The 24,916-nt window shown below is 35.3% G+C and carries 21 protein-coding genes; all 21 read right to left on the bottom strand.

Annotation, left to right across the window (positions count from 1 at the left end; translation table 11 throughout):
* Positions 1 to 52: 52 nt before the first annotated feature.
* The gene (gene yfmH / locus AC3WJF_RS01190; RefSeq protein WP_492449295.1) at positions 53 to 1,342 is read right to left on the bottom strand and encodes an EF-P 5-aminopentanol modification-associated protein YfmH; all 1,290 of its coding nucleotides are present in this window, start codon (positions 1,340 to 1,342) and stop codon (positions 53 to 55) included.
* The gene (gene yfmF, locus AC3WJF_RS01185; protein ID WP_492449256.1) at positions 1,323 to 2,618 is read right to left on the bottom strand and encodes an EF-P 5-aminopentanol modification-associated protein YfmF; all 1,296 of its coding nucleotides are present in this window, start codon (positions 2,616 to 2,618) and stop codon (positions 1,323 to 1,325) included. Before yfmF ends, yfmH begins: the two co-directional genes overlap by 20 nt.
* Before the next feature lie 201 nt (positions 2,619 to 2,819).
* A complete protein-coding gene (locus AC3WJF_RS01180) occupies positions 2,820 to 3,782 on the bottom strand; it encodes an ABC transporter permease (protein ID WP_492449255.1) in 963 nt (320 codons plus the stop codon).
* A complete protein-coding gene (locus AC3WJF_RS01175; protein WP_492449254.1) occupies positions 3,783 to 4,826 on the bottom strand; it encodes an ABC transporter permease in 1,044 nt (347 codons plus the stop codon).
* Positions 4,819 to 6,354: an ABC transporter ATP-binding protein gene (locus AC3WJF_RS01170; RefSeq protein WP_492449253.1), complete on the bottom strand. Its 1,536-nt coding sequence runs from the start codon at positions 6,352 to 6,354 to the stop codon at positions 4,819 to 4,821. The genes AC3WJF_RS01175 and AC3WJF_RS01170 overlap by 8 nt, the downstream gene beginning before the upstream one ends.
* Before the next feature lie 169 nt (positions 6,355 to 6,523).
* Positions 6,524 to 7,597 (bottom strand): BMP family lipoprotein, encoded by a 1,074-nt coding sequence (locus AC3WJF_RS01165; RefSeq protein ID WP_492449252.1) that lies wholly within the window; start codon positions 7,595 to 7,597, stop codon positions 6,524 to 6,526.
* Positions 7,598 to 7,645: 48 nt separating this feature from the next.
* Positions 7,646 to 8,371, bottom strand: coding sequence for a GntR family transcriptional regulator (locus AC3WJF_RS01160; RefSeq protein ID WP_492449251.1), 726 nt, complete (start codon positions 8,369 to 8,371; stop codon positions 7,646 to 7,648).
* Positions 8,372 to 8,647: 276 nt separating this feature from the next.
* Complete coding sequence (locus AC3WJF_RS01155; RefSeq protein WP_492449250.1) at positions 8,648 to 10,948, bottom strand: FtsK/SpoIIIE family DNA translocase; 2,301 nt, start codon at positions 10,946 to 10,948, stop codon at positions 8,648 to 8,650.
* Between the two features lie 108 nt (positions 10,949 to 11,056).
* Positions 11,057 to 11,263, bottom strand: a complete 207-nt coding sequence (locus tag AC3WJF_RS01150) for a YlzJ-like family protein (protein WP_492449249.1) — start codon at positions 11,261 to 11,263, stop codon at positions 11,057 to 11,059.
* The gene (locus AC3WJF_RS01145; protein WP_492449294.1) at positions 11,260 to 11,994 is read right to left on the bottom strand and encodes a ClpP family protease; all 735 of its coding nucleotides are present in this window, start codon (positions 11,992 to 11,994) and stop codon (positions 11,260 to 11,262) included. Before AC3WJF_RS01145 ends, AC3WJF_RS01150 begins: the two co-directional genes overlap by 4 nt.
* Positions 11,995 to 12,343: 349 nt before the next feature.
* A complete protein-coding gene (locus AC3WJF_RS01140) occupies positions 12,344 to 14,011 on the bottom strand; it encodes a ribonuclease J (RefSeq protein ID WP_492449248.1) in 1,668 nt (555 codons plus the stop codon).
* Positions 14,012 to 14,119: 108 nt separating this feature from the next.
* Entirely contained in the window at positions 14,120 to 15,715 is a 1,596-nt protein-coding gene (locus AC3WJF_RS01135; protein WP_492449247.1) for an aminotransferase class V-fold PLP-dependent enzyme, read from the bottom strand.
* Positions 15,716 to 15,892: 177 nt separating this feature from the next.
* The gene (locus AC3WJF_RS01130) at positions 15,893 to 16,441 is read right to left on the bottom strand and encodes a glycerol-3-phosphate acyltransferase (RefSeq protein ID WP_492449246.1); all 549 of its coding nucleotides are present in this window, start codon (positions 16,439 to 16,441) and stop codon (positions 15,893 to 15,895) included.
* Positions 16,442 to 16,615: 174 nt separating this feature from the next.
* A complete protein-coding gene (gene dapA, locus AC3WJF_RS01125) occupies positions 16,616 to 17,488 on the bottom strand; it encodes a 4-hydroxy-tetrahydrodipicolinate synthase (protein ID WP_492449245.1) in 873 nt (290 codons plus the stop codon).
* 399 nt (positions 17,489 to 17,887) lie between these two features.
* Positions 17,888 to 19,123 (bottom strand): aspartate kinase, encoded by a 1,236-nt coding sequence (gene dapG / locus AC3WJF_RS01120; protein WP_492449244.1) that lies wholly within the window; start codon positions 19,121 to 19,123, stop codon positions 17,888 to 17,890.
* Between the two features lie 64 nt (positions 19,124 to 19,187).
* Positions 19,188 to 20,234 (bottom strand): aspartate-semialdehyde dehydrogenase, encoded by a 1,047-nt coding sequence (asd, locus tag AC3WJF_RS01115; RefSeq protein ID WP_492449243.1) that lies wholly within the window; start codon positions 20,232 to 20,234, stop codon positions 19,188 to 19,190.
* A gap of 237 nt (positions 20,235 to 20,471) precedes the next feature.
* Positions 20,472 to 21,068: a dipicolinate synthase subunit B gene (gene dpaB / locus AC3WJF_RS01110; protein ID WP_492449242.1), complete on the bottom strand. Its 597-nt coding sequence runs from the start codon at positions 21,066 to 21,068 to the stop codon at positions 20,472 to 20,474.
* On the bottom strand, positions 21,065 to 21,967 hold the full coding sequence (gene dpaA, locus AC3WJF_RS01105) for a dipicolinic acid synthetase subunit A (RefSeq protein ID WP_492449293.1): 903 nt from the start codon (positions 21,965 to 21,967) through the stop codon (positions 21,065 to 21,067). Before dpaA ends, dpaB begins: the two co-directional genes overlap by 4 nt.
* Before the next feature lie 291 nt (positions 21,968 to 22,258).
* A complete protein-coding gene (locus AC3WJF_RS01100; protein WP_492449241.1) occupies positions 22,259 to 22,489 on the bottom strand; it encodes a YlmC/YmxH family sporulation protein in 231 nt (76 codons plus the stop codon).
* Between the two features lie 107 nt (positions 22,490 to 22,596).
* Positions 22,597 to 23,832, bottom strand: a complete 1,236-nt coding sequence (locus AC3WJF_RS01095) for a M16 family metallopeptidase (RefSeq protein WP_492449240.1) — start codon at positions 23,830 to 23,832, stop codon at positions 22,597 to 22,599.
* Positions 23,833 to 23,952: 120 nt separating this feature from the next.
* A complete protein-coding gene (locus tag AC3WJF_RS01090) occupies positions 23,953 to 24,912 on the bottom strand; it encodes a polysaccharide deacetylase family protein (protein ID WP_492449239.1) in 960 nt (319 codons plus the stop codon).
* Between the last annotated feature and the right edge of the window lie 4 nt (positions 24,913 to 24,916).

Genomic DNA, 24,916 nt, shown 5'->3' with positions numbered 1-24,916 from the left:
TTCTCTCCCTTTAGAACTTAAAAAACTCAGGAAGCCCCGAGTTTTAATACCTTCATTTTTTTGGTACTACTTGACATACTGTAAAGCGGTCTTCTTCTAGAAATTCGCTTGCTGCATTTTTCAAATCAGCGAAGGTGATATCTTCAAGTATTGGTACCACTTCGAATAAATTCATTTCATTAAAAAAATATCTTGTAAATTGATTTGCTATAAATTCCGGAGAATTCAATTGTCTTAAAAATCCACCAATTTTCTTTTTCTTTGTTCTATCCAGTGCTTCCTCAGTTAAATGTTCCCCATTTTTTGCTTCCAACATTACTTTTTGCAAGCGTTCAGCAAGCTCATCCGGTGATACTGTATCTCCGCCAATCATTGCAAAGCCAAAACCTGATTCTAAAGTAAAGTCATAAGAAAAAGTCTCATCGATTAATCCATCATTATATAAAGCATAATAATTCTCAGAGCTTTTACCAAATAACATATCTAATAATACATTAATAGTTAGCTCGTTTTTGAGCATTTCAGCTCCAGTTTGTATAGCATTCTTTGCCTTCACTCCAACTAAACATTTTGGAGTTTGCACATTCATTTGTAATACCCTGCTTTTTTCAGCTACCTCTGATGGCTCTTCTTCAAAGCGTCTCTTGATTTCTGCTTGTTCTTTATAATCTTTATTATTTTGGTTTCCACGCACCAGGTTCATGATATTTTCGGGATCAACAGGTCCTACTATAAACAACAGCATATTACTTGGATGATAGAAAGTATTATAACACTCGTATAAAAGCTGATCTGTTATATGGGAGATTGATTCAATCGTACCAGCAATATCTATTTTTACAGGATTGTACTTATACATATTCTCAATCACACCAAAATATAGGCGCCAATCAGGATTATCATCATACATAGTAATTTCTTGCCCGATAATACCTTTTTCCTTTTCTACTGTCTTTTCGGTAAAATAAGGGCTTTGTACCATATCAATTAGCGTTTCTAGATTTTTCTCCACATTTGACGTACTAGAAAATAAGTATGCAGTACGATTAAATGTTGTAAATGCATTGGCAGAAGCACCTTGCTTACTAAATTGTTGAAATACATCACCATCTTCTTTTTCAAATAGCTTATGTTCTAAAAAATGCGCAATACCGTCGGGAACATGATGGTAATCATTTTTATCAAGCGGAATAAAATCATTATCAACAGAACCATACTTTGTTGTGAACGTCGCGAAGGTTTTATTAAAGCCTTCTTTTGGCAAAATATATACTTCTAAACCATTCTCTAGCTTTTCAAAATATAAGGTTTCTTTTAGTTGATCAAATACTTGATTTTTCATCATCCTGTCCCTCCAATCCTGTCAAAAAATAAATGGTATCTAGTTCAATTTTTGTAGCAACATTTATTATTTCCTCTTTTGTTACATTATTGATATTTTCTAACCAGTCATCTACTGAAATTGTTTGCTTGCCAATTACATTATGATACAAAACCTCTACTAAACCGCGAGAAGTATCCGTAGTCTCAAGTAATTGATTATTTGTTACTGCTTTCGTTTGTTCGATTTCTTGATCGGAAAAATCACCATTTCGCATGGAATCAAGCTGCTCTTTGATGATGGTAATTGCTTGCTCATAATTTTTAGCTTCAATTCCACTCATAACCATTATTAAACCTTTATGGCTATCAAGTCGGCTTGCCGCATAGTATGCAAGACTCGCCTTTTCACGGACATTGATAAACAGTTTAGAATGAGAGAATCCACCGAATATTCCATTAAACATTTGCAGGGCAAAATAATCATCATCCCCAAATTGCACATGCGTTCGGTAACCAATATTTAATTTTCCTTGTTTCACATCTTGTTTTTCTTTAATTTCTTTAGGATTTTCAACATGAATAGCATTTCTATTTTCCAAGGTTTTCGGAATTCGATTGGAAAAATCAAGTTGTTTGCAAAATGTCTCCACTTGATTTTCCTCAATATCACCAATAATATACAAATCCAACTCATCTTCTTGGATTGCTTGTTGATAATATTCATAAAGTGATCTCGCCGTAATTTGATCTATTTGATCTTTTAATCCATTCGCATCTAAGGCATATGGTTCTCCCTTGCACATTTCTTCCACAAGCCTTACACTTGAATACCTCATTTTATCGTCATATATCGATTGAATACGTTGCTTTAACGTTCTTTTTTCTTTCTCAACTGTTTCATCGTGAAAAGAGTTATTTTCGGCATTTGGATTTAATAACACTTGTGAAAGAAAATCTATCCCTTTTTGTAGAAGCGGAGTGGAATCTTTTAAAAATTTTTCATTAGCAATATCTACTGTAAAGCTCATTACATGGTATTCACCTTTTTTAGCTAAGTCTACATAGAAACCAGCACCATATAGATCATCTAAATAGGAACGTAAGGCAGTAGTAGTTGGATATTGTTTAGTGCTACTCTGTAATACATTAGGAAGTAGTGCCCTTAAAGTTACCGTTTCTGCATTTAATGGTGCTTTCATTTTCCAAACTAGGGTATTTGTCTTATATTTTTTTGTTTTCACAATATGTAAATTATATCCGTTTTTAGAGATGATTGTTTCGTTAGCAACCGACATATACAAACCTCCTTTTGGTTTCTTTTACTATTTTGTAATGAAGTTATTCTAACTATACATTTTTATCATGTTGTCCTACAAGTATTTACCTATCCACGGTAAGAAGTTGGATTGGAGAAAATCATGATAACATCAAATTTATTGGTTTTTTATCATTAAAAAAAGCCCCGGAAACCGGGACTTTTTCTTTAATGTCAATAACTATCTTTGGCCTTTTATATATGGAATACCATCCGCTTTTGGTGCCTCTGCTTTTCCAACAAATCCCGCTAATGCAAGTATGGTCAAAACATAAGGAGCAATTAACAAGTAAACACTTGGAATGCCTTGCAGGAATGGAATTTGGTCCCCGACAATACTTAAGCTTTGGGCAAAACCGAAGAATAATGCCGCACCCATTGCACCAAGGGGATGCCATTTTCCAAAGATCATTGCGGCTAATGCCATGAATCCTTGACCGGCAATAGTTGTCGCACTAAAATCTTGGGTTATTGTTTGGGCATATACAGCACCACCAAGTCCACCAAACACTCCTGATAGAAACACAGCGATATAGCGCATTTTAATAACATTTATCCCCATCGTATCTGCTGCCATAGGATGTTCCCCTACTGAGCGAAGTCTTAAACCAAATGGAGTTTTGTATATCACATACCAAACAATAATCGCAATGATGATTGCAAGATAGGATGGATAAGTAACATCACTAAAAAACAGCTTTCCAATAATAGGAATTTGATGTAAAACTGGTATATCAACTTTATTAAAATTTTGCGTGATTGTATCCGTTTGTCCTTTTCCTTCATAAAGCATTTTTACTAGGAATACGGATAAACCTAATGCCAAAAAGTTAATAGCAACACCACTGACTGTTTGATCAGCTCTAAAGCTGATTGCTGCAAGTCCATGTATAAGAGCGAAAACACCACCAACAATCATTGCTACAACAAGACCTAACCAAGGTGTGGCAGCACCGAATGATTTTGCAAATGTTAAGTTGAAAATAATGGAACTAAATGCTCCCATTATCATTAAACCTTCCAAGCCTATATTGACAACACCTGATCTTTCAGAAAAAACTCCACCCAATGCAGTATAAATAAGGGGGGCAGCCATCAAAAGGGATGAAGTAATTATAATTTCTAAAGCAGTCATAAAACTCATTTATTTTGCCTCCCTTTTAAAACGAGCAATCGCCCATTTAATAATGTAACTTGAAGCAACAAAGAAAATGATTAATGCTATAACAATCTCAACAAGTTCATTCGGAACTCCTGCTTCTTGAGGCATATTTAAAGATCCTACTCGTAAAGCCCCAAAGAGAATCGCAGAAATCACTACACCTAAAGCAGTATTGCCACCTAAAAGTGCAACCGCTATTCCGTCAAATCCAACACCTGAAAATCCTGTGTGTAAAAAGGCAAACCCAAATGTTCCAAGTCCTTCCATCGATCCAGCAATACCTGCAAAGATACCTGAGATAACCATTGAATGGACAATGTTACGATTCACATTCATTCCAGCATATTGTGATGCATGTTGATTAAAACCAACAGACCTTAATTCGAAACCTTTCGTTGTCTTTTCAAGTATAAACCACATAACGATAGCTGCAATAATCGCCAAATATATACCATTATGAAGTGTTGAATAATTAGTGATATTCTGTAAAAAATCTGACTGTAAAGATGCACTTTCATGTATTTGAGCCGTTTTATCTGCTTGTTTTGAAAGCACATTCCGAATAAGATAATTAGTTACATTTAAAGCAATATAATTCATCATAATTGTTATAATAACTTCATGCACTCGTAAACGAGCTTTTAAAAACCCAGGGATAAATCCCCAAATTCCACCAGCTACCCCTGCAGCGATTATTGCAAGTGGCAGATGAATTATTTTCGGTAGATCAAAAGCCAAGCCTACCCATACAGAAGCAACCCAACCAACTAATAATTGTCCTTCCACTCCGATATTAAATAATCCAGTACGAAATGCAAATGCAACTGCAAGTCCAGCAAGTATATATGGAGTTGCTTGTCTTAAAGTCTCGCCAATATAAAATGGTTGTCCAAATGCTCCATTCCATAAGGCTGCATATCCAGATATCGGATTATAACCCGTTACAAGCATGATAATAGCTCCTGCGATTAATCCAAGTAAAACCGCGATTACTGGTATTAATAAATTATAATAACGATTAGACATTTGGTGTTTCACCTTCTCCCGTACGTTTCGATCCAGCCATTAATAATCCTAATTCTTGTTCTGATGTTGCTTTTGGATCTACAATATCCACGATCTTTCCTTCATATATAACCGCAATTCGGTCACTTACATTTAATATTTCTTCTAATTCAAAAGAAATTAAGAGTACTGCTTTTCCTTTATCACGCTGTTCAATTAATCGTTTATGGACAAATTCAATTGCTCCAACGTCTAAGCCGCGCGTCGGTTGAGCAGCAATTAAAAGGTCTGGATCTCGGTCCACTTCACGACCAATAATAGCCTTTTGCTGATTTCCTCCTGACAAAGACCTGGCAAGAGTAAATTCACTTGGTGTTCGCACATCAAATTCAGTAATTAACTTCTTAGCTTTCTTATATATTTCCTTAAAGTTCAGTACCCCGTTTTTTGAAAATGGCTTTTGATAATAAGTTTGTAGCGCCATATTTTCCCCTATTGGAAAATCTAACACAAGGCCATGCTTATGACGATCCTCTGGAATATGTCCAAGGCCGCTTTCTGTAATTTTTCGCGGTTTTAATGAACGTATTTCTTTTCCATTTAATTTAATCGAACCGCTTTCCGATTTTCTTAACCCTGTTATGGCTTCAATTAGTTCGGTCTGTCCATTACCGTCTACACCAGCAATTCCGACAATTTCTCCACCTCTTACTGCCAAATCAAGTCCTTTCACTGCTTGTACGCCACGTGAATCATTTACAATTAAATCATTTATTTCTAAAACTTTTTCTTTAGGATTGGATGTCTTTTTTTCCGTTTTAAAAACAACTTCACGCCCAACCATTAAATTAGCTAATTCCGTAGGGTTCGTATCTTTCACATTTACTGTACCTATTCCTTTTCCTTTGCGGATAACGGTAACCCGATCACATACTTCCATAATTTCTTTTAATTTATGAGTGATAAGGATAATCGACTTTCCTTCTCGAATTAGCGCTTTCATAATCTGGATAAGTTCAGTAATTTCTTGTGGGGTTAAGACGGCAGTTGGTTCATCGAAAATAATGATATCCGCACCACGATATAACGTTTTTAATATTTCGACCCTTTGCTGCATTCCAACAGAAATATCGGAAATTTTCGCGTGAGGATCAACAGATAAATTATACCTTTCCGATATCTCCCTAACTTCCTTTTCTGCCCTTTTTATATCGATTGCTCCAGCTGCTTTAGGTTCTTTGCCAAGAATAATATTTTCTGTAACAGTGAATTTCTCCACTAACATAAAGTGTTGATGTACCATTCCTATCCCTAGATCATTCGCAATATTAGGATTCGTTATTTTCTCAGGCTTCCCATTGACACGAATCTCACCTTTTTCTGGTTGATATAATCCAAACAACACATTCATTAAGGTTGATTTCCCAGCACCATTTTCGCCAAGCAATGCGTGAATTTCGCCTTTTTTTAGCTGTAAAGTGATATTATCATTCGCAACGATGCCTGGAAATTCTTTTCGAATATTGAGCATTTCTATTACATAATCCACCCGCATCCACTCCTTTTAAAAATTTCTATTTCTTTGTTTCATTTTTTTATTCGTTAAATGTTTGATATTAGGAAAGGTGAAAAAACCCTAACCGAAAGGTAAAATTCTGCTTTCACCCTTCAGTTAACATTTTTTCTGGGATTGACAAATGCCAATCCCAGAATCAGTTTTACTTAGTTGGTTTTAATGGAACTTTTACATCACCATTGATGATTTTTTGTTTCCAGTCATCAACAGCTTTTAAAACATCTTGAGTTAGGTTTTCTTGTGAAGGCGCGATACCAACCGCATTGTCTTTTAAACCATATTCAAGTAGTTTTCCGCCAGGGAAATTACCATCCAACGATTTTTTAGATAAATCTTCAACAGCTAAGTCAACACGTTTAACCATAGATGTTAAAGTTACATTGTAATCCTTACCATTTACTGTAACTTTCCCTTCGTCATTTTGGTCACGGTCAACACCAATTACCCAAACATTTTTGCTAGGATCTTGTTTCTTAATACTTTTTGCTTCTGAAAATACACCTTTACCAACATTACCAGCAGCATGATAAATAATATCAGCTCCTGATTTATACATTGCTGATGCAATGGATTGACCTTTACTTGCATCATCAAATGAACCAGCCCATTGGATGTCAACTTTTGCATTAGGATTAACAGCTTTAACACCGGCTTGGAATCCAGCAGCAAATTTATTAATTAAATCGCTTTCAATTCCACCGATAAAGCCGATTTTATTTGTTTTTGTCATCATCCCTGCAACAACACCAACAAGGAAAGAACCTTCATTTTCTTTGAATGTAATAGAAGCAACATTATTTCTGTCACTAACTACACTATCCACAATTGCAAACTCAGTTTTTGGTCGTTGTTTAGAAACCTTTTCAATGGCATCTTGCATTTTAAAGCCAATTCCATAGACTAAATTAAAGTTATTATTAACAGCAGTATTTAAGTTTGTTACATAATCAGCGTCACTTGTTGATTGAATATAATTATACCCATTTTTACCTTGTGTAAGGTTATTATCAGTACCAAACTTTTGTAAACCTTCCCAAGCAGATTGGTTAAAAGATCTGTCATCAACACCACCAGTATCTGTAACCATTGCAACTGTGAAGTTATTGCCTTTACTACCTGTTTTACCTTCATTCTTTGTACTTGTCCCACAAGCACCTAAAAGTGTCCCAGCAGCTAATACTAGCGATAGAGCAATACCCAATTTACGCTTTTTCACTATTGTTCCTCCTATTATTGTGATTTAGTAGAATGTAGCATTTACAATTTAGATTCTTTTTCGTAATACATGGAAACTAAATTTGTCTGCCTTGAAATAATTTACAGAGAATAGAATTGGCCTGTCATCTTCGTCAAAATGAAGCTGCTTTAATACCAAAAGGGAAGTTTCAGGTTCACATTCCAAGATTGGAGAAATTTTGTCGTGATAACCGATAGGCTCGATATTTGTTATAGCATAAGTAATTTTTTTATTGCGGTATTCTTCGATTGTTTCAAATATCGACCCATCATGACTTGTAACATCCAATGGAAATAAGTCTTCTAGAATCTTATCAATACAATAGACAACAGGTTCTCCATTAGCAGTACGGACCCTTTCGATAATAGCTATTTCATCCTCTTTTTGACAATTTAGACGGCGAATATCCTCTTCTGTAGGCAATTGAGTTGTTGTACTTAAGAAAATTGTTCCGGGTTCCATTCCAGCTTGACGAATCATATTCGTAACACTATGAAGTTGCTCGATTCCAGAAGAAAACAACGGTCTTGAATTTACAAAAGTGCCGACACCATGTCTCCTAGTGATAACGTTTTCTTCTTCAAGAATTCGAAGAGCTTCTCTTAGTGTTGCCCTACTGACCCCAAGCTCTTTAGCCAAATCGAATTCAGAAGGCAACTTTTCTCTTTCTTTGTACACGCCATTTTTTATTGTCTTTTTTAAATAATCAATGACCTGAAGATACAAATGACGATTATCTGCTTTGACTGACATTTAATGAAACCCCCACCATACATTCCTAAGACATCAGACCTCTGATCTATTTTTCCTACTAATCGAAAATACTATAACATTTTTTAAACGGATATGAAATAAAAATTTAATACTTTGTCGAAAAATATCGAAGTTTCTGGTGACGAAATATCTCTCTATAAATTATTTTCAAAATATTCCTTTATTACCAAAAAGAAATGTCATTCATTTTGTTTTCCCTTACTGATACTTCGGGTATTTATTGTAGAATGACATTTCCATTTTATTAATGAACTTTTATGAAGATTGTTCTTCAGATGGTTTCGGGATTAGCACAGCCCTTGGCTTGCTTCCCTCATATGGTCCTACAACTCCTCTATTTTCCATTTCATCTATTAATCTGGCAGCTCTCGTATAACCGATTCGAAAACGACGTTGAAGCATAGAAACCGATGCAGTTTGCATTTCTGCAATTAGTTGGACAGCATCATCATATAATTCATCCTCTACTTCCTGGGCAACTTCAGGAAGCTCATCAGGAATCATTTCCTCTTGATACTGGGCTTTTTGTTGAGAAATGACAAAATCAACAATTTCCTCCACTTCTTCATCGGAAAGAAATGCACCTTGTACACGAACTGGTTTGGATGCACCTACTGGAAGGAATAGCATATCACCACGACCAAGAAGTTTTTCAGCACCACCCATATCTAAAATCGTTCTTGAATCTGTTGCAGATGAAACGGCAAATGCAATCCGAGATGGAATATTTGCCTTTATTACACCTGTAATAACATCTACAGATGGACGCTGAGTTGCAATAATAAGGTGTATACCAGCCGCGCGGGCCATTTGAGCTAATCTTGTAATGGAATCTTCTACATCATTTGAAGCAACCATCATTAAGTCTGCTAACTCATCTACAATGACTACTATATATGGCAATAATGGCTGCTTTTCACCTGTTTCTAGATTATTACGCTTTACATGATCATTATATCCTTCAATATTTCGGGTTCCGCTATGAGAGAATAACTCATATCTTCTTTCCATTTCGCTTACTACCTTTTTCAAAGCTTGAGACGCCTTTTTGGCATTCGTTACTACAGGAGCAAGAAGATGTGGCACACCATTATAAACATTGAGCTCTACCATTTTTGGATCAATCATCATAAGTTTTACTTCATGAGGCTTTGCCCTCATCAAAATACTTGTAATAATCCCGTTAATGCATACACTTTTCCCACTACCTGTCGCACCAGCTACTAGTAAATGTGGCATTTTATTTAACTCTGCCAAAACCGCTTCACCAGTTATATCTCTACCTAATGCTATTTGCAATTTCGCTTCGGAGTTATCGCTATTCTTTGCTTCCAATACCTCTCTCAAGGAGACAACAGCTACTTCTGAATTAGGTACTTCTATTCCGATTGCTGATTTTCCAGGAATTGGCGCTTCCATTCGAATATCTTTTGCTGCAAGTGCAAGTGCAAGATCATCACTAAGACTGACAATTTTACTCACCTTGACTCCGATATCTGGATGAATTTCATACTTGGTTACGGCTGGACCTAAATGAACTTGAGTTACATGCGCTTTTACACCAAAACTAGTAAAAGTTCTTTCCAATTTTGCAGCGTTTGCATGTATAAGTTCATATTCACTGCTTTGGTCTGTTGCTCTAGGTCTTTTTAACAATGTAATTGGAGGCAATTGATAATCCTCGTTTTCCACTTCTGTAAAGTTGATATTCGGTGGAATATCATCCTCTTCTATTAATTCATGAGATTCTTGCTTTTTTCCATTATCAATCTCTTCCGGATTATATGCCCTTTCTGTAAAACTAGAAATGATAGGTGGTGACTCTTTCTTAGTTTCTGCTCCCCGATCCTTTATTGGTACCTCACTAGCAGGTTTTAAGGTCTCTGTTGTTTGTTTCCGCTCTTTCTTTTCCTTTCGATTACTTTTCCACGATTCTATATCTGCTTTTGACTCTTTCCACTGTCCTTTTAAAAAACTAGCCAATTTGCTGCCAACTTTTTCAAAAAATGGTCCTAATGATTTTCCGGTCACCAATACAAAGCCAATTAATATGAGAACAATCGAAAAAATTTTTGTACCTAGTGAATCAAATAAAAAGTATGAAACCGCAAATAGAATAGCACCAATCATTCCACCACCTAATTCAGGTGTAGATGCCTCCCCTTTAACTTCTTGGATGTATAGTTCTAATGTATTATTTATAACGCTTGCATTTTTTACTAACCCATTATGTATTCTTAGTTCAAAAAGTTTCACATGATCTAGTAATAAGATACTTATAACTATTAAATATATTCCAATAAGCCGTCTGGTACAGAATACTGGCCATTGTCTCTTAATTATAAGGTAACCAGCTAGCCACAGCATTCCTATTAGTGCGAGTATATACCATTCACCAAGGAAAAAACGAAAAAAAAGCACAAGTGCTTTCCCTACCGCACCTAGTTTAATTATTGAAATAATACCCAATGCTATCAATATCATTCCAATAAGTTCAAAACGTATATTCGATTTGATTTGTTTTTCCTTTCTAGTTCTTCTTTTTGTTTTAGCCATTCCATCACCCTACTTAATATATAAGAAAGCAGCCAAATATGGGCTGCTTCTCCTTTTTTTTCATTATATCATACACGTACTTTTTAAGGTATTTCCCTTCATTAAAAATTATCCTGAAATGATTTGCCCAGGTAAAATACTATTTTCCAAAAAGTCTGCTGGATTTGTGCTTAATATTCGAATAATACGTTTACCATCTTGTACTTTCTCCACCACCATAGGGATTCCATTATACGAAATGACTTCCTGTTTTTCATAAGCAGTTGCGTCAGTTGGAAAAATTAATTCCTGAGGTACGGTAGTATAAAGTATCATTGTATGAGCCCCTTAGCTTGCTGATTTGTTTTTCTGCTTTCAATTAATTCATTTAATTTTTTTAAGGCATGGCCAATTCCGCCAACCTCGTTAATTAATCCGTATTTCACTGCATCGGCACCAACCACATTTGTACCAATATCCCGCGTCAAATTTCCTTTTGCAAACATTAGCTCCTTGAATACTTCTTCTTCAATTTTAGAATGTTTCGTAACGAACCTTATAACGCGTTCTTGCATTTTATCAAGATATTCAAATGTCTGTGGAACCCCAATAACAAGACCTGTTAATCTGACAGGATGAATCGTCATCGTTGCAGTTTCTGCGATATAAGAATAGTCAGTTGAAACTGCGATTGGTACCCCGATAGAATGACCTCCACCTAAGACGATGGAAACTGTTGGTTTCGATAAGGATGATATCATTTCCGAAATTGCAAGTCCTGCCTCTACATCCCCCCCAACTGTATTTAATATAATGACTAATCCTTCTATTTTTGTATTCTGTTCTATCGCAACCAGCTGAGGAATAATATGTTCGTACTTCGTAGTTTTGTTCTGAGGTGGAAGCTGCATATGTCCTTCTATTTGACCAACTATTGTTAAACAATGGATATTACTATCTTGAGGTAGCTGCGGAACATTAGTTTGTCCGAGCTGTTGTATTTTATCGACAATTTCTGATTTACCTTCCCTTTCCTCTTGTTCATTTTCAGGTTCTGGCTGCTCCATGCGGAAATCTCTCGTCATCTGATTACTCCTTTATCATTATCATTGTTTTCTTACAATAAAATCTAAACATAATGATATTAGTATCCACTCTTGCCTTGTATTTCATTCAAAAAAGCTGTTTTCGTATATATCGTTATAATCTGCTTTTGGATATTAACGTGTTGCTTTTCATATATTGTTCTTATGTCTAATGTGGACTTAGTTTCGCGTCATCATTACCGAAAGAGTTATTCATTATTAATCTAAATATGAATATCTACACTGTTTTGGTCTACAAAAGCAACATAGTATAAGAAAAGAGCCATAAAAAACACCGACCATTGTTTAAGTCGGTGTTTGTCACAATATATTATATCTCCATAATAATCGGTAGAATCATTGGTCTTCTTTTCGTCTTTTCAAATAAATAATAATTCAATTGATCGCGAATATCTTGTTTGATGCTTGTCCAATCGAATGCATCTTTTTCCAAACTTTTTTCAACAATTTCACGAACTAAAGAGGTTGAATCATTCATAAGCTGTTCAGACTCTCTGACATAAACAAATCCTCGCGAAATAATTTCCGGACCTGCAGCGATATTTCTTTTGTATTTACTTAGTGTCACAACAACGATTAATATTCCATCTTGAGATAATAGTCTTCGGTCTCTTAAGACGATATTTCCAACATCTCCAACACCGATGCCGTCGATTAACACATTCCCTGATGGTACCTTCCCACTTAAGCTCATTTTTCCATTTTTATATTCAAGAAGCTCTCCCTTATCAGGAATGAAAATTCGATCCTTCGTTAAACCTACTTGTTCAGCAAGTCTAGAATGGGCGACTAGCATTCTATACTCCCCTTGGACTGGGATAAAGTACTTTGGTTTCATGATATTAAGCATTAATTTTAAATCTTCTTGACATCCATGACCCGTAACGTGAACTTTTCTCCGTTCTGATAAAACTACCGCTCCTGCACGGTATAGCATATCTACCGTTTTTGACATAATCAACTCCATACCTGGTGATGGTGAAGCAGTCATAAATACGGTATCTCCTCTTTGAATATTAATATATTTGTGGTTGCGCTTTGCCATTTTTTGCAATACAAAAAACGGTTCACCTTGATTTCCTGTTGTTAATATTACTAGCTTTTCTTCGGGAAATTTTTCTAAATCATGGATAGAAATCACTAAATCCTCAGCTTTTATATTCAAATATCCTAATGACAAGGCTATTTCATATACACGTTCTAAACTTTTTCCTACAATTGCAATTTTCCTGCCAGTTTCGAAAGCCGCATCAAAAACTTGTTGGATACGAATCAAATTGGATGCAAAGCTTGCAACAATTATTCTTCCTTTTGCGGAATAAAAAGCGTTTGACATCTCACTTGCGATGACAGTTTCGGATGTTGTTACTCCAGGATGCTCTGCTTCAACACTGTCTGAAAGAAGACAAAGCACCCCTTCGCTACCGATTTTCGCCATTTCCGCAATATCAGATTGATAAAATTCGGATACACTTTGATCAAACTTAAAATCCCCTGTGTGAACAATCTTACCTTCTGATGTATGAATACAGATACCGATGGAATCAGGTATACTGTGAGTTGTTTTGAAGAAACTGATATTTGCCGTATCAAATTGTAAAACCGTATCCGATTGAATAATATGGAACACAACTTCCGATTTAACTTTAATATCTTTTAGTTTTTCTTTTGCAAATGCAATAGTTAATTTTGTTCCATAAACAGGAATATTTAATTTCATTAACATATATGGAAGAGCTCCAATAGCATCCTCATGTCCATGTGTTAAAAAGATCCCTTTAATTCGCTCCTTATTGTCTTCTAAATAGGTGGTATCAGGTATAACGATGTCGATTCCAAGCATTTCATTCTCTGGAAACATAAGTCCAGCATCAATTACAAATATGTCATCATCCACCTCAATTACATACATATTTTTTCCGATTTCCCCTACTCCTCCGAGGGGAATAATTTTTATGGATTCATTTTTCTTTTTCAAATTATTGTTCCTCCAATGCAGTTTTTCCGAACTAAATCAGTTAAGCTCATTATACTTGAAGTAGAAAATACTGTTCAATATGATTTTAGTAAATTCAATTTTATCGTATTATTTCATTGTTTCCATTTCTAAATTTTCCTTAAATAAGTTTCGCAATGTTTGTAAAAGCCCATCAATCGTTTCGATGTTTTCGTTCGTATCCATTAATGCGATTTGAATCCAATTATTTTTAATTAAATAGTGATTTCGAAAATGTACTTGGAAACCATTTAAAAATAGATCTAGCCCAATATCCATCGCCTTCACTTCTTCTGGAAATTCAATAGTAATGACACAAGGAGAGGATAGATTTTTTTCCACAACAAAGGTAAACCCTTGATCCTTTAAAGAATCGAAACAATAAGAAAACGTTGCGGTTTTTTGAACAAAATAAGTAGTTTCAAATTGTTTATCTAATGCTAAATCTAATGCTTTGAATAAATATGAATTTTGTGTAAATGGGATTCCTTCACACTTCTGATAATACATTATGTCTAGATAACGTGGGACCGAATTAGAGCTCTCTTCCAATTCATTGAAAAGGACAAAGGAAAGACCTGTTATTGCACCAATCGCTTTACCGGAAACACCTGATGCCAAATATATTTTTTCAAAATTTACCGGTACTGCACCGATCGAACTAATAGCATCCACGCAAATTTTCACAGAATATTCCTCACAAATATCTTGAATAGAATCGAAATCATTCATCATACCTGTCGAAGTTTCACAATGAACAAACCATATCCAATCATATTGATGAAGTTTACATAATTCTCTTATTTCCTTTGTATCAAATGCTGCTCCCCATTCATATGCAAGCTTGTCGAAAGAAAGTCCAAATCGCTTTGCATGATCTACTAACCGTTCACCAAATTCACCATTCGATAATATTAACCCTTTTGTACTTAACGATGCAAGCTGTGAAGAAATAGCATCATTGGCTACCGTACCTGTACCTGTAAATACGGCAACATGTTTTGTATTTGTCAGATTTTTTAATTTTGAAAAAACATTTTCGGCAATTTGCCTATGCTCCTGGGAACGATGCCAATCGGGCTGTGATAAAAAGATCGATTGAATATTATTATCTACCTTAACTGGCCCAGGGAGAAAAGAATTTACTTTAGACATAGATATTAAATGTTCTTTTTGGTAAAACATTCCCTTTGTCAAATACATTGGTTGAAATAGTGCATCATCATTACCAACAAGATGTGCAAATGGTTCAAACCCTAGATGCTTATATAGTTTCGATTGTCTCGTAGTTCCAGAAATAAAAGCAATATCATAACCAACATATAAACAGTAGCGGATCAAGGCTCCTGTTAATGAAGCAAATACTCGACCATTCCTAAATTTTTGTTTGACACTCAAAAGTCGAATTTCACATGGTTTTTTAAATGGCAATCCTAAGTGGTTTTCAATTTTCCCTAGCTTATGGTCCAATGAAAACGGCCGAATATCCCTGATGGCCATCATACCGATAATTTCATCAGCCACTTTACAAATGATATATTCATTTTCATCATGGAACTTATCAATTAATATTTTTTCCGTGTTTTCATTATGCTGCGGAATTTCTTCTACAAAAGTTTCATAGTTCAATTGAAAAATCTCGTTAAATTCTTGGGCTGTTCTTGCAATTTTAATCGTATAGTTCATGTCCTATCCCCCATCATTACTCTCCTACTTGTTATGCTTTTCTCTTTAAATTTGTATTTCATTCTTTGTGAAAAATCCAAAATCTGTTGGTTCTGTACATCTTGCTTTAAAAAAGATATCCATTCTATAGGTGATTATGTAAATTAATAATGCTTTAGATTAATAAAACAGCAAAGTTTAAGAAAAGTGCCTTACTTTATGTTTTAAAATTATTAAAATAATAATTAAGAAGAGGGTAATACTTGCATACATATTATGGTAAATAATAAAAGTGAAAATCGGTGCTAATCCAATTCCGACTAACCCTGAATTTGTAAAAGACTTTGTGAAAGGGTAGCTAATTAAAAAGGTGATGACAAGACACAATGTTGCCAGTGGCGAAATATAAAGAATCCCTCCAAGAAAGGATGCTATCCCTTTCCCACCTTTGAATTTATATAATACCGGGTACATATGACCTAATATGACAAATAGCAGAACGATTGATTGCTGAAAAAAATTCATTTTCAAATAGTCTGCAAGCCAACATATGAAAACAGCTTTTAACATATCACAAATTAATACAAGCAAGAATCCTGTTTTGCCAAAAGATCTGCCGGCATTTTTAGCGCCTGGATTTCCACTTCCCTCAGTGAAAATATTTTTCTTATAAAAAACTTTCCCTACAATATGTGCAGTTAATATATTCCCAACTATGTATGCTAAAAAATACATTAAAATCATCATTCAATCCCTTTCTACCTAAAAGTCTATATGCTTATTATATTACCATTTTTTTCAGAATTTAAGGTAATTATATAAAAAATGATAACTTTCTTAAACATTTGTATTTTTAGATTTATTATATTTCATTATTTTAGAATAAAAAAGGAAGGGCTAAGATACACGCCCTTCCTTTGTCTATAAATTATTTAATAAGCTTATTAACTTTGAACGCTCTTGTTCTGTTAATGGTACTAGCGGTAATCTAACAGACCCTACATTTAAGCCCTTAAGTTGTAGAGCAGTCTTAACAGGTCCGGGACTAGGTGCATCAAATAATCCTCTCATTAATGGAAGAAGTTTCTGATGCTGTTTTGCAGCTGCCTCATGGGAGCCGTTTAAGAATGATCCAATCATTTCTTGCATTTCATTCCCAATAATATGAGATGCAACGGAGACAACACCTTTTCCACCGATTGCTAATACAGGAATAGTAAGTCCGTCATCCCCACTGTATAATTCAAAATCTTCATTTGTATTTGCAATAATTTCAGTGATTGCATCTAAATTTCCACTAGCTTCCTTGATTGCTACAATATTAGGAATATCGGAAAGTTTAACAACTGTTTCAGGTTGTAGATTTATAACTGTACGTCCAGGAACATTGTAAAGCATAATAGGCAATTTAGTCGCCTCTGCAATCGTTCGGAAATGTTCAAAAAGCCCAATTTGATTAGGTTTATTATAATAAGGCGCAACTAGTAAAACAGCATCTACACCTACTTCTTCTGCTTTTTTCGTTAATTCGACCGATGCATAAGTGTTATTACTTCCTGTCCCGGCAATAACAGGAACACGACCATTTACCGTTTTTACAACATGACTGAATAAAGCGAGCTTTTCTTCTGTTGAAAGTGTAGGAGATTCACCAGTTGTTCCTGCAACAACAAGGGAATCTGATCCATTTTCTATTAGATACTCCACAAGTTGTGTTGTTTTTTGAAAATCAATATTCCCTTTTGCATCAAATGGAGTAACCATAGCAGTAGAAATTCTACCGAAACGACTCATATTAAACACTCCTTCTTTTATTCCAAGCATATTTGAAAATTGTATTAATACGAGGAAATTTATTTGTCTTGTATGAAAAGTAAGTATCATTATATTATTAAAATTAATTATTTAGCTAATGTAGACTCTGTCTCGCTCCAGGTGAAATTTGTACTTCAATTTCAATAGCGCCTATCGGCTAGCGGATTTCTACGTCTCCTCCCTACGATAAGTCAACATCAGGTTAAATTGGGAGTACAAATTTCACTCGGTGAAAATGGTAGTTCAATTTTCAATAACTCGTGAACTACCTCGCCTGTGTTTCCTTTATCTCAGTCGAAGACTACTCAGGTGAAATTAAACTGCAAATTTCACTCATCCGTACGCCGATGTGCAAGGCGCTTCCGCTTTTCTTTGTATCTAAATAATTATTTCAAATGTTTCTTCTTGTAGATTAAATGCATCATGTAAAGCATTAACCGCATCAACTAAATCATTTTCTTTGACTAGTACCCAAATTGTTGTATGACTGTCAGCTGATTGCAAGATTCTAATACCTTTTTCAGATAATGCTGAAACAATTTTGAAGGTGACACCTGGCACACCATTCATTCCCGCGCCAACAACAGAAACTTTTGCACAGCCTTTTTCAATTTCAGGTCTGTGTCCCATTTGTTCTAGAACAGAAGCAGCTTTCTCAATAGCATCTTCCGCGACAGTGTAAATAACACCAGTAGGGGAAATATTAATGAAATCCACGCTTATATTTTCGTTAGCCATCGCCTTAAAAACCTCTGATTGAAGATCATATTGACCTTCCTTGGCATATACCTTGATCTGTGCAACATTGGATACATAGGCAATACCAGTCACTGGCCTTTCACGAATATCTGTCCCTCTTGATTGCTTATTTAAAGAGGTTACTAATGTTCCAAGATTATCAGAATAAGTCGAGCGAATCCTAATAGGAACCTTCGCTTGCATTGCAATTTCAACAGCACGCGGATGAATCACCTTTGCCCCTTGATAGGCCATGTTACATACTTCCGTATAAGTAACAACAGGTAATTTCCTTGCATTTTCAGCAATTCTTGGATCCGCAGTCATGATTCCCTCTACATCTGTGAAAATATCAATCCACTCAGCTTTTAATGCTCCGCCAAGGGCAGCCGCAGATGTATCACTGCCACCTCTACCAATCGTTGTTACATCACCGTTTTTTGCAGAACCCTGGAAACCAGCCACAACTACAACATCATTTGTTTCGAGTTCTTTTAAAATTCTTTCGCATTTCATATCGATAATTTTTGCATTTGTATGCTCAGAGTTCGTTCTAAACCCTGCCTGGGATCCAGTTAAGGCAGTTGCATTAATATCTTCTTCTAGAAGCATATTCGTAAATACTAAGCTTGAAATAACCTCTCCACATGATAGAAGTAAATCTTGCTCTCTTTTATTGATTAACATTTTTGGATTCCGAACAAGTGAGAGTAGTGTATCTGTCGCATATGGATCGCCATTTCTTCCCATTGCAGAAACAACCACTACTACCTTAAAACCATCCTGCAATGCATTTCCAATATGTTTTATCGCTTGTTTTCGTCCTTCTCTATCGCGTACAGATGTACCCCCAAATTTCTGCACAATTAACTTCATTCTAACACCTCTATATGTTAAAAATTTCGTATTTATGATGAGGCAATAAATTATTAATGCAAGATTAAACTAGACGAAGCTTAATAAGGCTTTCAGCGATTTGAACGGAATTCCAGGCAGCACCTTTCAATAAATTATCCGATACAACCCACATATGAAAACCATGGTCTTCATCTAAATCCTTTCTAATTCTACCTACAAATACTTCCTTTTTTCCAACAGCATTTGCAGGCATTGGATAAATTTGCTCACTAGGATTATCTTCTAAAATAATTCCATCTGCCGCATCTAGTACTTCTTGAATGTTATTCGCTGTTAATCCAGCCTTTTCCACCTCAAAATAAACTGACTCCGAGTGGCTCGTTTCAACCGGGAGACGAACACAAGTAGCAGCGACTTTCAATTCAGGCATATGCATTATTTTTTTCGTTTCGTTCATCATTTTTACTTCCTCAAAAGTAAAACCATTTTCCATAAATTTATCAATTTGAGGAACTGCATTAAAAGCAATCTGGTAATGTTTTTTATCGCTCTTAACAGGCAATACTTGAGGCTCAAATGATTCACCTTGAATAATTGCCTTTGTTTGTTCATGTAATTCTTGGATAGCCGCGGTTCCAGAACCTGAAACTGCTTGATAGGTCGACACAATTATTTTACCTAAGCCAAATTTCTTGCGGATAGGTTCTAATGCCACTACCATTTGAATAGTTGAACAGTTCGGATTCGCAATAATACCTTTATGAAGTTTTAGATCTTCCTCATTAACTTCTGGAACTATCAAAGGAACATCCTCTTCCATTCGATATGCACTCGTATTATCAATGACAATTGCCCCACGTTTTACTGCTTCGGGAGCAAACATTTTAGAGATATTTCCACCTGCACTAAATAAGGCAATGTCAACTCCATTAAAACTTTCCGGTGTCGCTTCTTCCACTACTACATCTTCATCTCTGAATTTTAATACAGTTCCGGCTGAACGTGCAGATGACAATAAAGATATTTTTCGAATAGGAATCTCGCTATTTTCCAACGTATTTATCATTTGTTGTCCAACCGCACCTGTGGCTCCAAGAACAGCCATATGATACCCTGTGGATATTGACATTTTTTGTTTTCTCCTTCCAATTTATATACAGATATTTTATATTATTAGCTAAAGAAAATAACGAATATATTTTACCATATTAACACACGTTAATATATCATTTTCTCTCATTCATCTTATTAGTAAAGGGATTGTAACGCATAGGTAAATAACTTATTAATTTAAACTTTTGCACTAATTTTTCCTGCTCATAGAAAACTCGCCTATAGGCGAGCTATCTTGGTGATTTACTCATCGTTATTTGTTTCGGAACCTTTCGATAATTACTGGTTGCAATTGTCTGCCATTTATAGCCTCTTCAACTGTTTCTTGTAATAAAGTCATTTGGGCAACCATTGAATTTGGTTTATTAATCGGGTCATCTTGACCGTATGGAATAAAATATATATATTTCGTTGACATAAGTCTCATTAAATTTACACCATTTAAACCAAGTGCATCATTTGTGGAAATTCCTAATACAACTGGATTGCGATTTCTAAGTGTTGCCTTTGCTGCCATAAGCACTGGAGAATCAGTAAGAGCATTTGCCATCTTACTCATAGAATTTCCTGTTAGTGGTGCGATAACCATACAATCAAGCGGGAGTTTTGGTCCTAATGGTTCTGCATCCACAATGGAATCAATTACTTTTCTTCCAGTTACTTGTTCAATTTTTTCAATCCAATCTTCCCCACTACCAAAACGTGTTTCAGTATTTTTTACGGTATAGGTTACAACAGGGATAACCTCTGCTCCAGAATCAACTAATCTTTTTATTTCAGGATACACATCATCATACGTGCAATGCGATCCAGTTAATCCAAAGCCTATCCGTTTTCCAGCTAAACTCATATTATTTTCTCCTTCCGTTTTAATACATCGTCTTCCAGTAATTGCGCTAATACATTTCCTAAAATTTGTCCTGCAGATTTTGGCGCTACGATTCCAGGAAGACTCGGAGCAAGTAGTGCCTTAATTCCGCGTTTTTCAGCATAGCGAAAATCTGTCCCGCCTGGCTTTGATGCCAAGTCAATGATCAAAGTATGGGTTGGCATTTTTTGAATCACAGCTGCATTTACAATTAAATATGGAATCGTATTGATACAAATATCAATATCTCTTACCTCTTTATCAATATCACTTAAGTGAAATGGTTGAAGCCCCATTTCCGTAATTCTAGCTAAATGCTCGCTTTTTCTTGCACCAACTCTTACTTTTGCACCAAGATGGTGAAAAGCTCTTGCTACACTCATCCCCACCCTACCTAATCCAAGTACTGCTATAGTGGAACCATGAATGGTAAATTCCGTATGCTGAATTGCCATCATTATCGTACCCTCAACTGTAGGAATGGAATTATATATCGCAACATCATCTCTTTCGAATAACATAACTAGCCTTCTTTTCACTTTTTTCATGATTTCTTCTAAATAGTCATTTTTAATACCTGTATAAATCGTGCAATGGGACGGGGTCCTTAAAAGCATTTCTTCTGTTATTTCAACTGTTTCAGCCGAAAAGATCATTTCTACATAACCGTTTGAATCCGTACCAGTAATAGGCAGAATTATTGCGTCAATTTCTGTAAAATCTACATCATTTATTTTTTCTTTGCTAACTCCAGTGAACACGTTATCTAATTGTTCAAATCCGATTAATGACAGTTTTGCATCCAACTCAGATAATTTTCGGATTACTTCTAATTGACGTGCATCTCCACCAATCACAGCAATCTGCAGTCCTGTCAACATCAATATCGTCACCTTCTTCAATGTTGATTGGGTTTATACCTTAAACATAGTATGTAGGTATTGGGTAAACGGTGAAATTTCTTTCTCATCTGATTTTAATTCTTTAATAAATGAACATATGCGAAAGCGCTGCAGCTCTAGTGTACGGATGAGTGGAATTTAAAGGTTGAGTGCCCGCTTAACGTAGGGGGAAGACGTCGAAATCCACTAGCCGCTAGGAGCCTTAGCTAGATGGAAAAAAAGCAAAAAACCCCGCTTTTTATGCGAGGTAAAATACAATTACATATTCTTTTATTTTGGAACTTCTAAAATGATCATATCTGTTCCAATTGTTCGGATTTGTTGCCATGGAACCTTTATTTCATTAACATGTTTTTTCATCCATTTTCCCGTTGGAATAATCAGTGATTGAATTTGTCCAGTATTTTCATTAATTTCAAGATCTGTTTGCCCTAGTACTCCTAACCTTTGTGCTTTTCTAAAATCCACAATCTCCTTCCCACTTAACTCGCTTAATCGCATGCTTTAACCCCCTTTTTTTATATTTCTACTACCAATGTATAGCTCGTTTTATGTTTTTAGAATGCTTATTTCAAGGAAATTAAAAAATCCCCATTTGGGGATTTTTATTATGCATTTTTAGGAAGATTGCCGCTAGGGCTTACTAATGAAATTGAACTTTTCTTTGAAAAAATTTCATTACAAAGCGAATTGACTTTTTCCATTGTTACCTGGTCAATTACTTCTACAATTTCATCTAAGGATCGATGGTAACCTAATAATAGCTCGTTCTTCCCATTTCTACTCATCCGGCTATTTGTACTTTCAAGGCCCAACATTAAACTTCCTTTTAGTTGTTCCTTGCAATTCCTTACTTCCTTATCCGTTACTCCATCAGTCTTGATGGTATCCAAGGTTTCACGAATAGTATCATATAAATGATCTAATTGGTTTGCCCCTGTTCCAGCATATACTGTTACCATACCCGTATCTTTATAGGAAGAATGATAGGAGAAAACGGAATATGCCAGTCCACGTTGTTCACGAACTTCTTGAAAAAGTCGTGATGACATACTACCGCCTAAAATATTATTTAATACAATTAAATCGTAAATTTGTTTATGACCAATTGGCAGCCCTTCATAACCGATACATAAATGGGCTTGTTCTGTATCTTTCTTTTTGACAACTTGATTAGAATAAAAGTCTGGAGCTATCTCACTTCGGTTATCATTTCCACCTGTGTAATTTCCGAATAATGCTTCAATTTGTTTAATAAAATTCTCATTGACATTTCCAGCAACTGAAATTACTACACGATCAGGGGTATACATATCATGCATATATTCATGTAATGTCTGACTAGTAAAGGTATCTAAAATTTCCTCAGTTCCAAGAATCGGATATCCAAGCGGATGATTTCCATATACTGCTTTGCTTAAAAGATCATGAACGATGTCATCTGGTGTATCTTCATACATTTTAATTTCCTCACAGACAACATTTTTTTCTTTCCCCAATTCTTCCTCCACAAATGTAGAATGAAAAAACATATCTGCAAGTGTATCTAGTGCAAATTGAGTATGATTATCTAATACCTTAGCATAATAGCAAGTATATTCTTTTGATGTAAATGCATTGACTTGGCCACCAATGGAGTCGAATGCCTCAGCAATTTCCCGAGCTGTTCTCGTTTTTGTTCCTTTAAAGAACATATGCTCCAGAAAGTGAGAAATCCCATTGTTTTTCAAAGTTTCATTTCTTGACCCTGTCCCAATCCATATTCCTATAGCTACTGAACGAACGGTTGGAATTTCTTCTAGTACGATTCTTAGTCCATTTTGACATGTATATTTCCTGATCACGATTAATCCTCCTTCATTCATGCTGCAATACCTAATCGATGAAATCCACACCGTTTACTAGGAAAGCATACATTTCGACAAATACTTTATTTTATCTTTTTATATTATTCTTTTCCATCATCATTTTTTTATGACTCTTTCTTCATCCAAGAGCTTAGTAACTGACCCAATTCGATATTGCTTTTTCTTTATTTCCAAAATGAGCTGTTCTAACGCTTTAGCAGTTGAATCTGTAGGATGCATGAGTATAAGAGCGCCAGGATGCACCTTCGTCATAACACGATTAACAATTGTACTTGGTGATGGTTTTTGCCAATCAACTGTATCGACGCTCCACATTATTGTCCCCATCCCTAATGAATCAGCAATATCTACTACTTCATCACGATAACTCCCACTTGGAGGGGCAAACCATTTTACTTGTTTTCCCGTAGTTGCCTGAATGACTTGATTCGTTTTTATTAACTCTTCACGAATTCTGTCTGATGTGAGAATTTTCATATCTGGATGAGTAAAGGAATGATTCCCCACCTCATTACCATCCTCAACGATCATTTTAGCAAGTTCTGGGTTTTCCTGTGTCCATCTGCCTTCTAAAAAGAAGGTGGCATGGATATTGTATTTTTTTAATATTTCTAACATTTTCGGTAAATATTCATTTCCCCACGCAACATTAATTAAAAAGCTAACCATGGGTTTTTCGGGGTTTCCCTTATAAATCGGACTAGCAGGCAAATCTTGTAAATGTACGTTTGGTGGAATTTGTGTAAAGATTAATTTATTTTTATCAAATTTACGATCTTTTTTCATATTTTTATATGATGCTTTTGTATCCACCTTCAAACCATTATAACCCGGAATTGCCTTCCAAATTTTATCGATTTTCGCATCTTGAGGCTTTTTAGAATACTCTTTAGCTGCTAAATCTATTTGATTGTATAAATCATTTTGATCAGCATATATGTATAATGTACCTTGTTTTAATTTTGTAAGATATTGGTTGGATAATGGATTTTGAATTAGTACTACAGTTAGAATAGCAATCAAAATAATTCCAATCAAGCTTTTCAGATTTTTCACTGCT

It is taken from the genome of Heyndrickxia sp. FW510-T9, from assembly GCF_058781025.1.
Note: the sequence above shows the minus strand (reverse complement) of the source record. Positions and strands in the feature narration are given on the sequence as shown.

Excerpts from the sequence above, each read along its gene's own strand:
- yfmH (WP_492449295.1), bottom strand. The coding sequence starts at position 1,342 with ATGAAAAATCAAGTATTTGATCAACTAAAAGAAACCTTATATTTTGAA.
- yfmF (WP_492449256.1), bottom strand. The coding sequence starts at position 2,618 with ATGTCGGTTGCTAACGAAACAATCATCTCTAAAAACGGATATAATTTA.
- AC3WJF_RS01180 (WP_492449255.1), bottom strand. The coding sequence starts at position 3,782 with ATGAGTTTTATGACTGCTTTAGAAATTATAATTACTTCATCCCTTTTG.
- AC3WJF_RS01175 (WP_492449254.1), bottom strand. The coding sequence starts at position 4,826 with ATGTCTAATCGTTATTATAATTTATTAATACCAGTAATCGCGGTTTTA.
- AC3WJF_RS01160 (WP_492449251.1), bottom strand. The coding sequence starts at position 8,371 with ATGTCAGTCAAAGCAGATAATCGTCATTTGTATCTTCAGGTCATTGAT.
- AC3WJF_RS01155 (WP_492449250.1), bottom strand. The coding sequence starts at position 10,948 with ATGGCTAAAACAAAAAGAAGAACTAGAAAGGAAAAACAAATCAAATCG.
- AC3WJF_RS01150 (WP_492449249.1), bottom strand. The coding sequence starts at position 11,263 with ATGATACTTTATACTACCGTACCTCAGGAATTAATTTTTCCAACTGAC.
- AC3WJF_RS01145 (WP_492449294.1), bottom strand. The coding sequence starts at position 11,994 with ATGGAGCAGCCAGAACCTGAAAATGAACAAGAGGAAAGGGAAGGTAAA.
- AC3WJF_RS01135 (WP_492449247.1), bottom strand. The coding sequence starts at position 15,715 with ATGAACTATACGATTAAAATTGCAAGAACAGCCCAAGAATTTAACGAG.
- AC3WJF_RS01130 (WP_492449246.1), bottom strand. The coding sequence starts at position 16,441 with ATGATGATTTTAATGTATTTTTTAGCATACATAGTTGGGAATATATTA.
- dapA (WP_492449245.1), bottom strand. The coding sequence starts at position 17,488 with ATGAGTCGTTTCGGTAGAATTTCTACTGCTATGGTTACTCCATTTGAT.
- dapG (WP_492449244.1), bottom strand. The coding sequence starts at position 19,123 with ATGAAGTTAATTGTGCAGAAATTTGGGGGTACATCTGTACGCGATAGA.
- asd (WP_492449243.1), bottom strand. The coding sequence starts at position 20,234 with ATGTCAATATCCACAGGGTATCATATGGCTGTTCTTGGAGCCACAGGT.
- dpaB (WP_492449242.1), bottom strand. The coding sequence starts at position 21,068 with ATGAGTTTAGCTGGAAAACGGATAGGCTTTGGATTAACTGGATCGCAT.
- dpaA (WP_492449293.1), bottom strand. The coding sequence starts at position 21,967 with ATGTTGACAGGACTGCAGATTGCTGTGATTGGTGGAGATGCACGTCAA.
- AC3WJF_RS01100 (WP_492449241.1), bottom strand. The coding sequence starts at position 22,489 with ATGCGATTAAGCGAGTTAAGTGGGAAGGAGATTGTGGATTTTAGAAAA.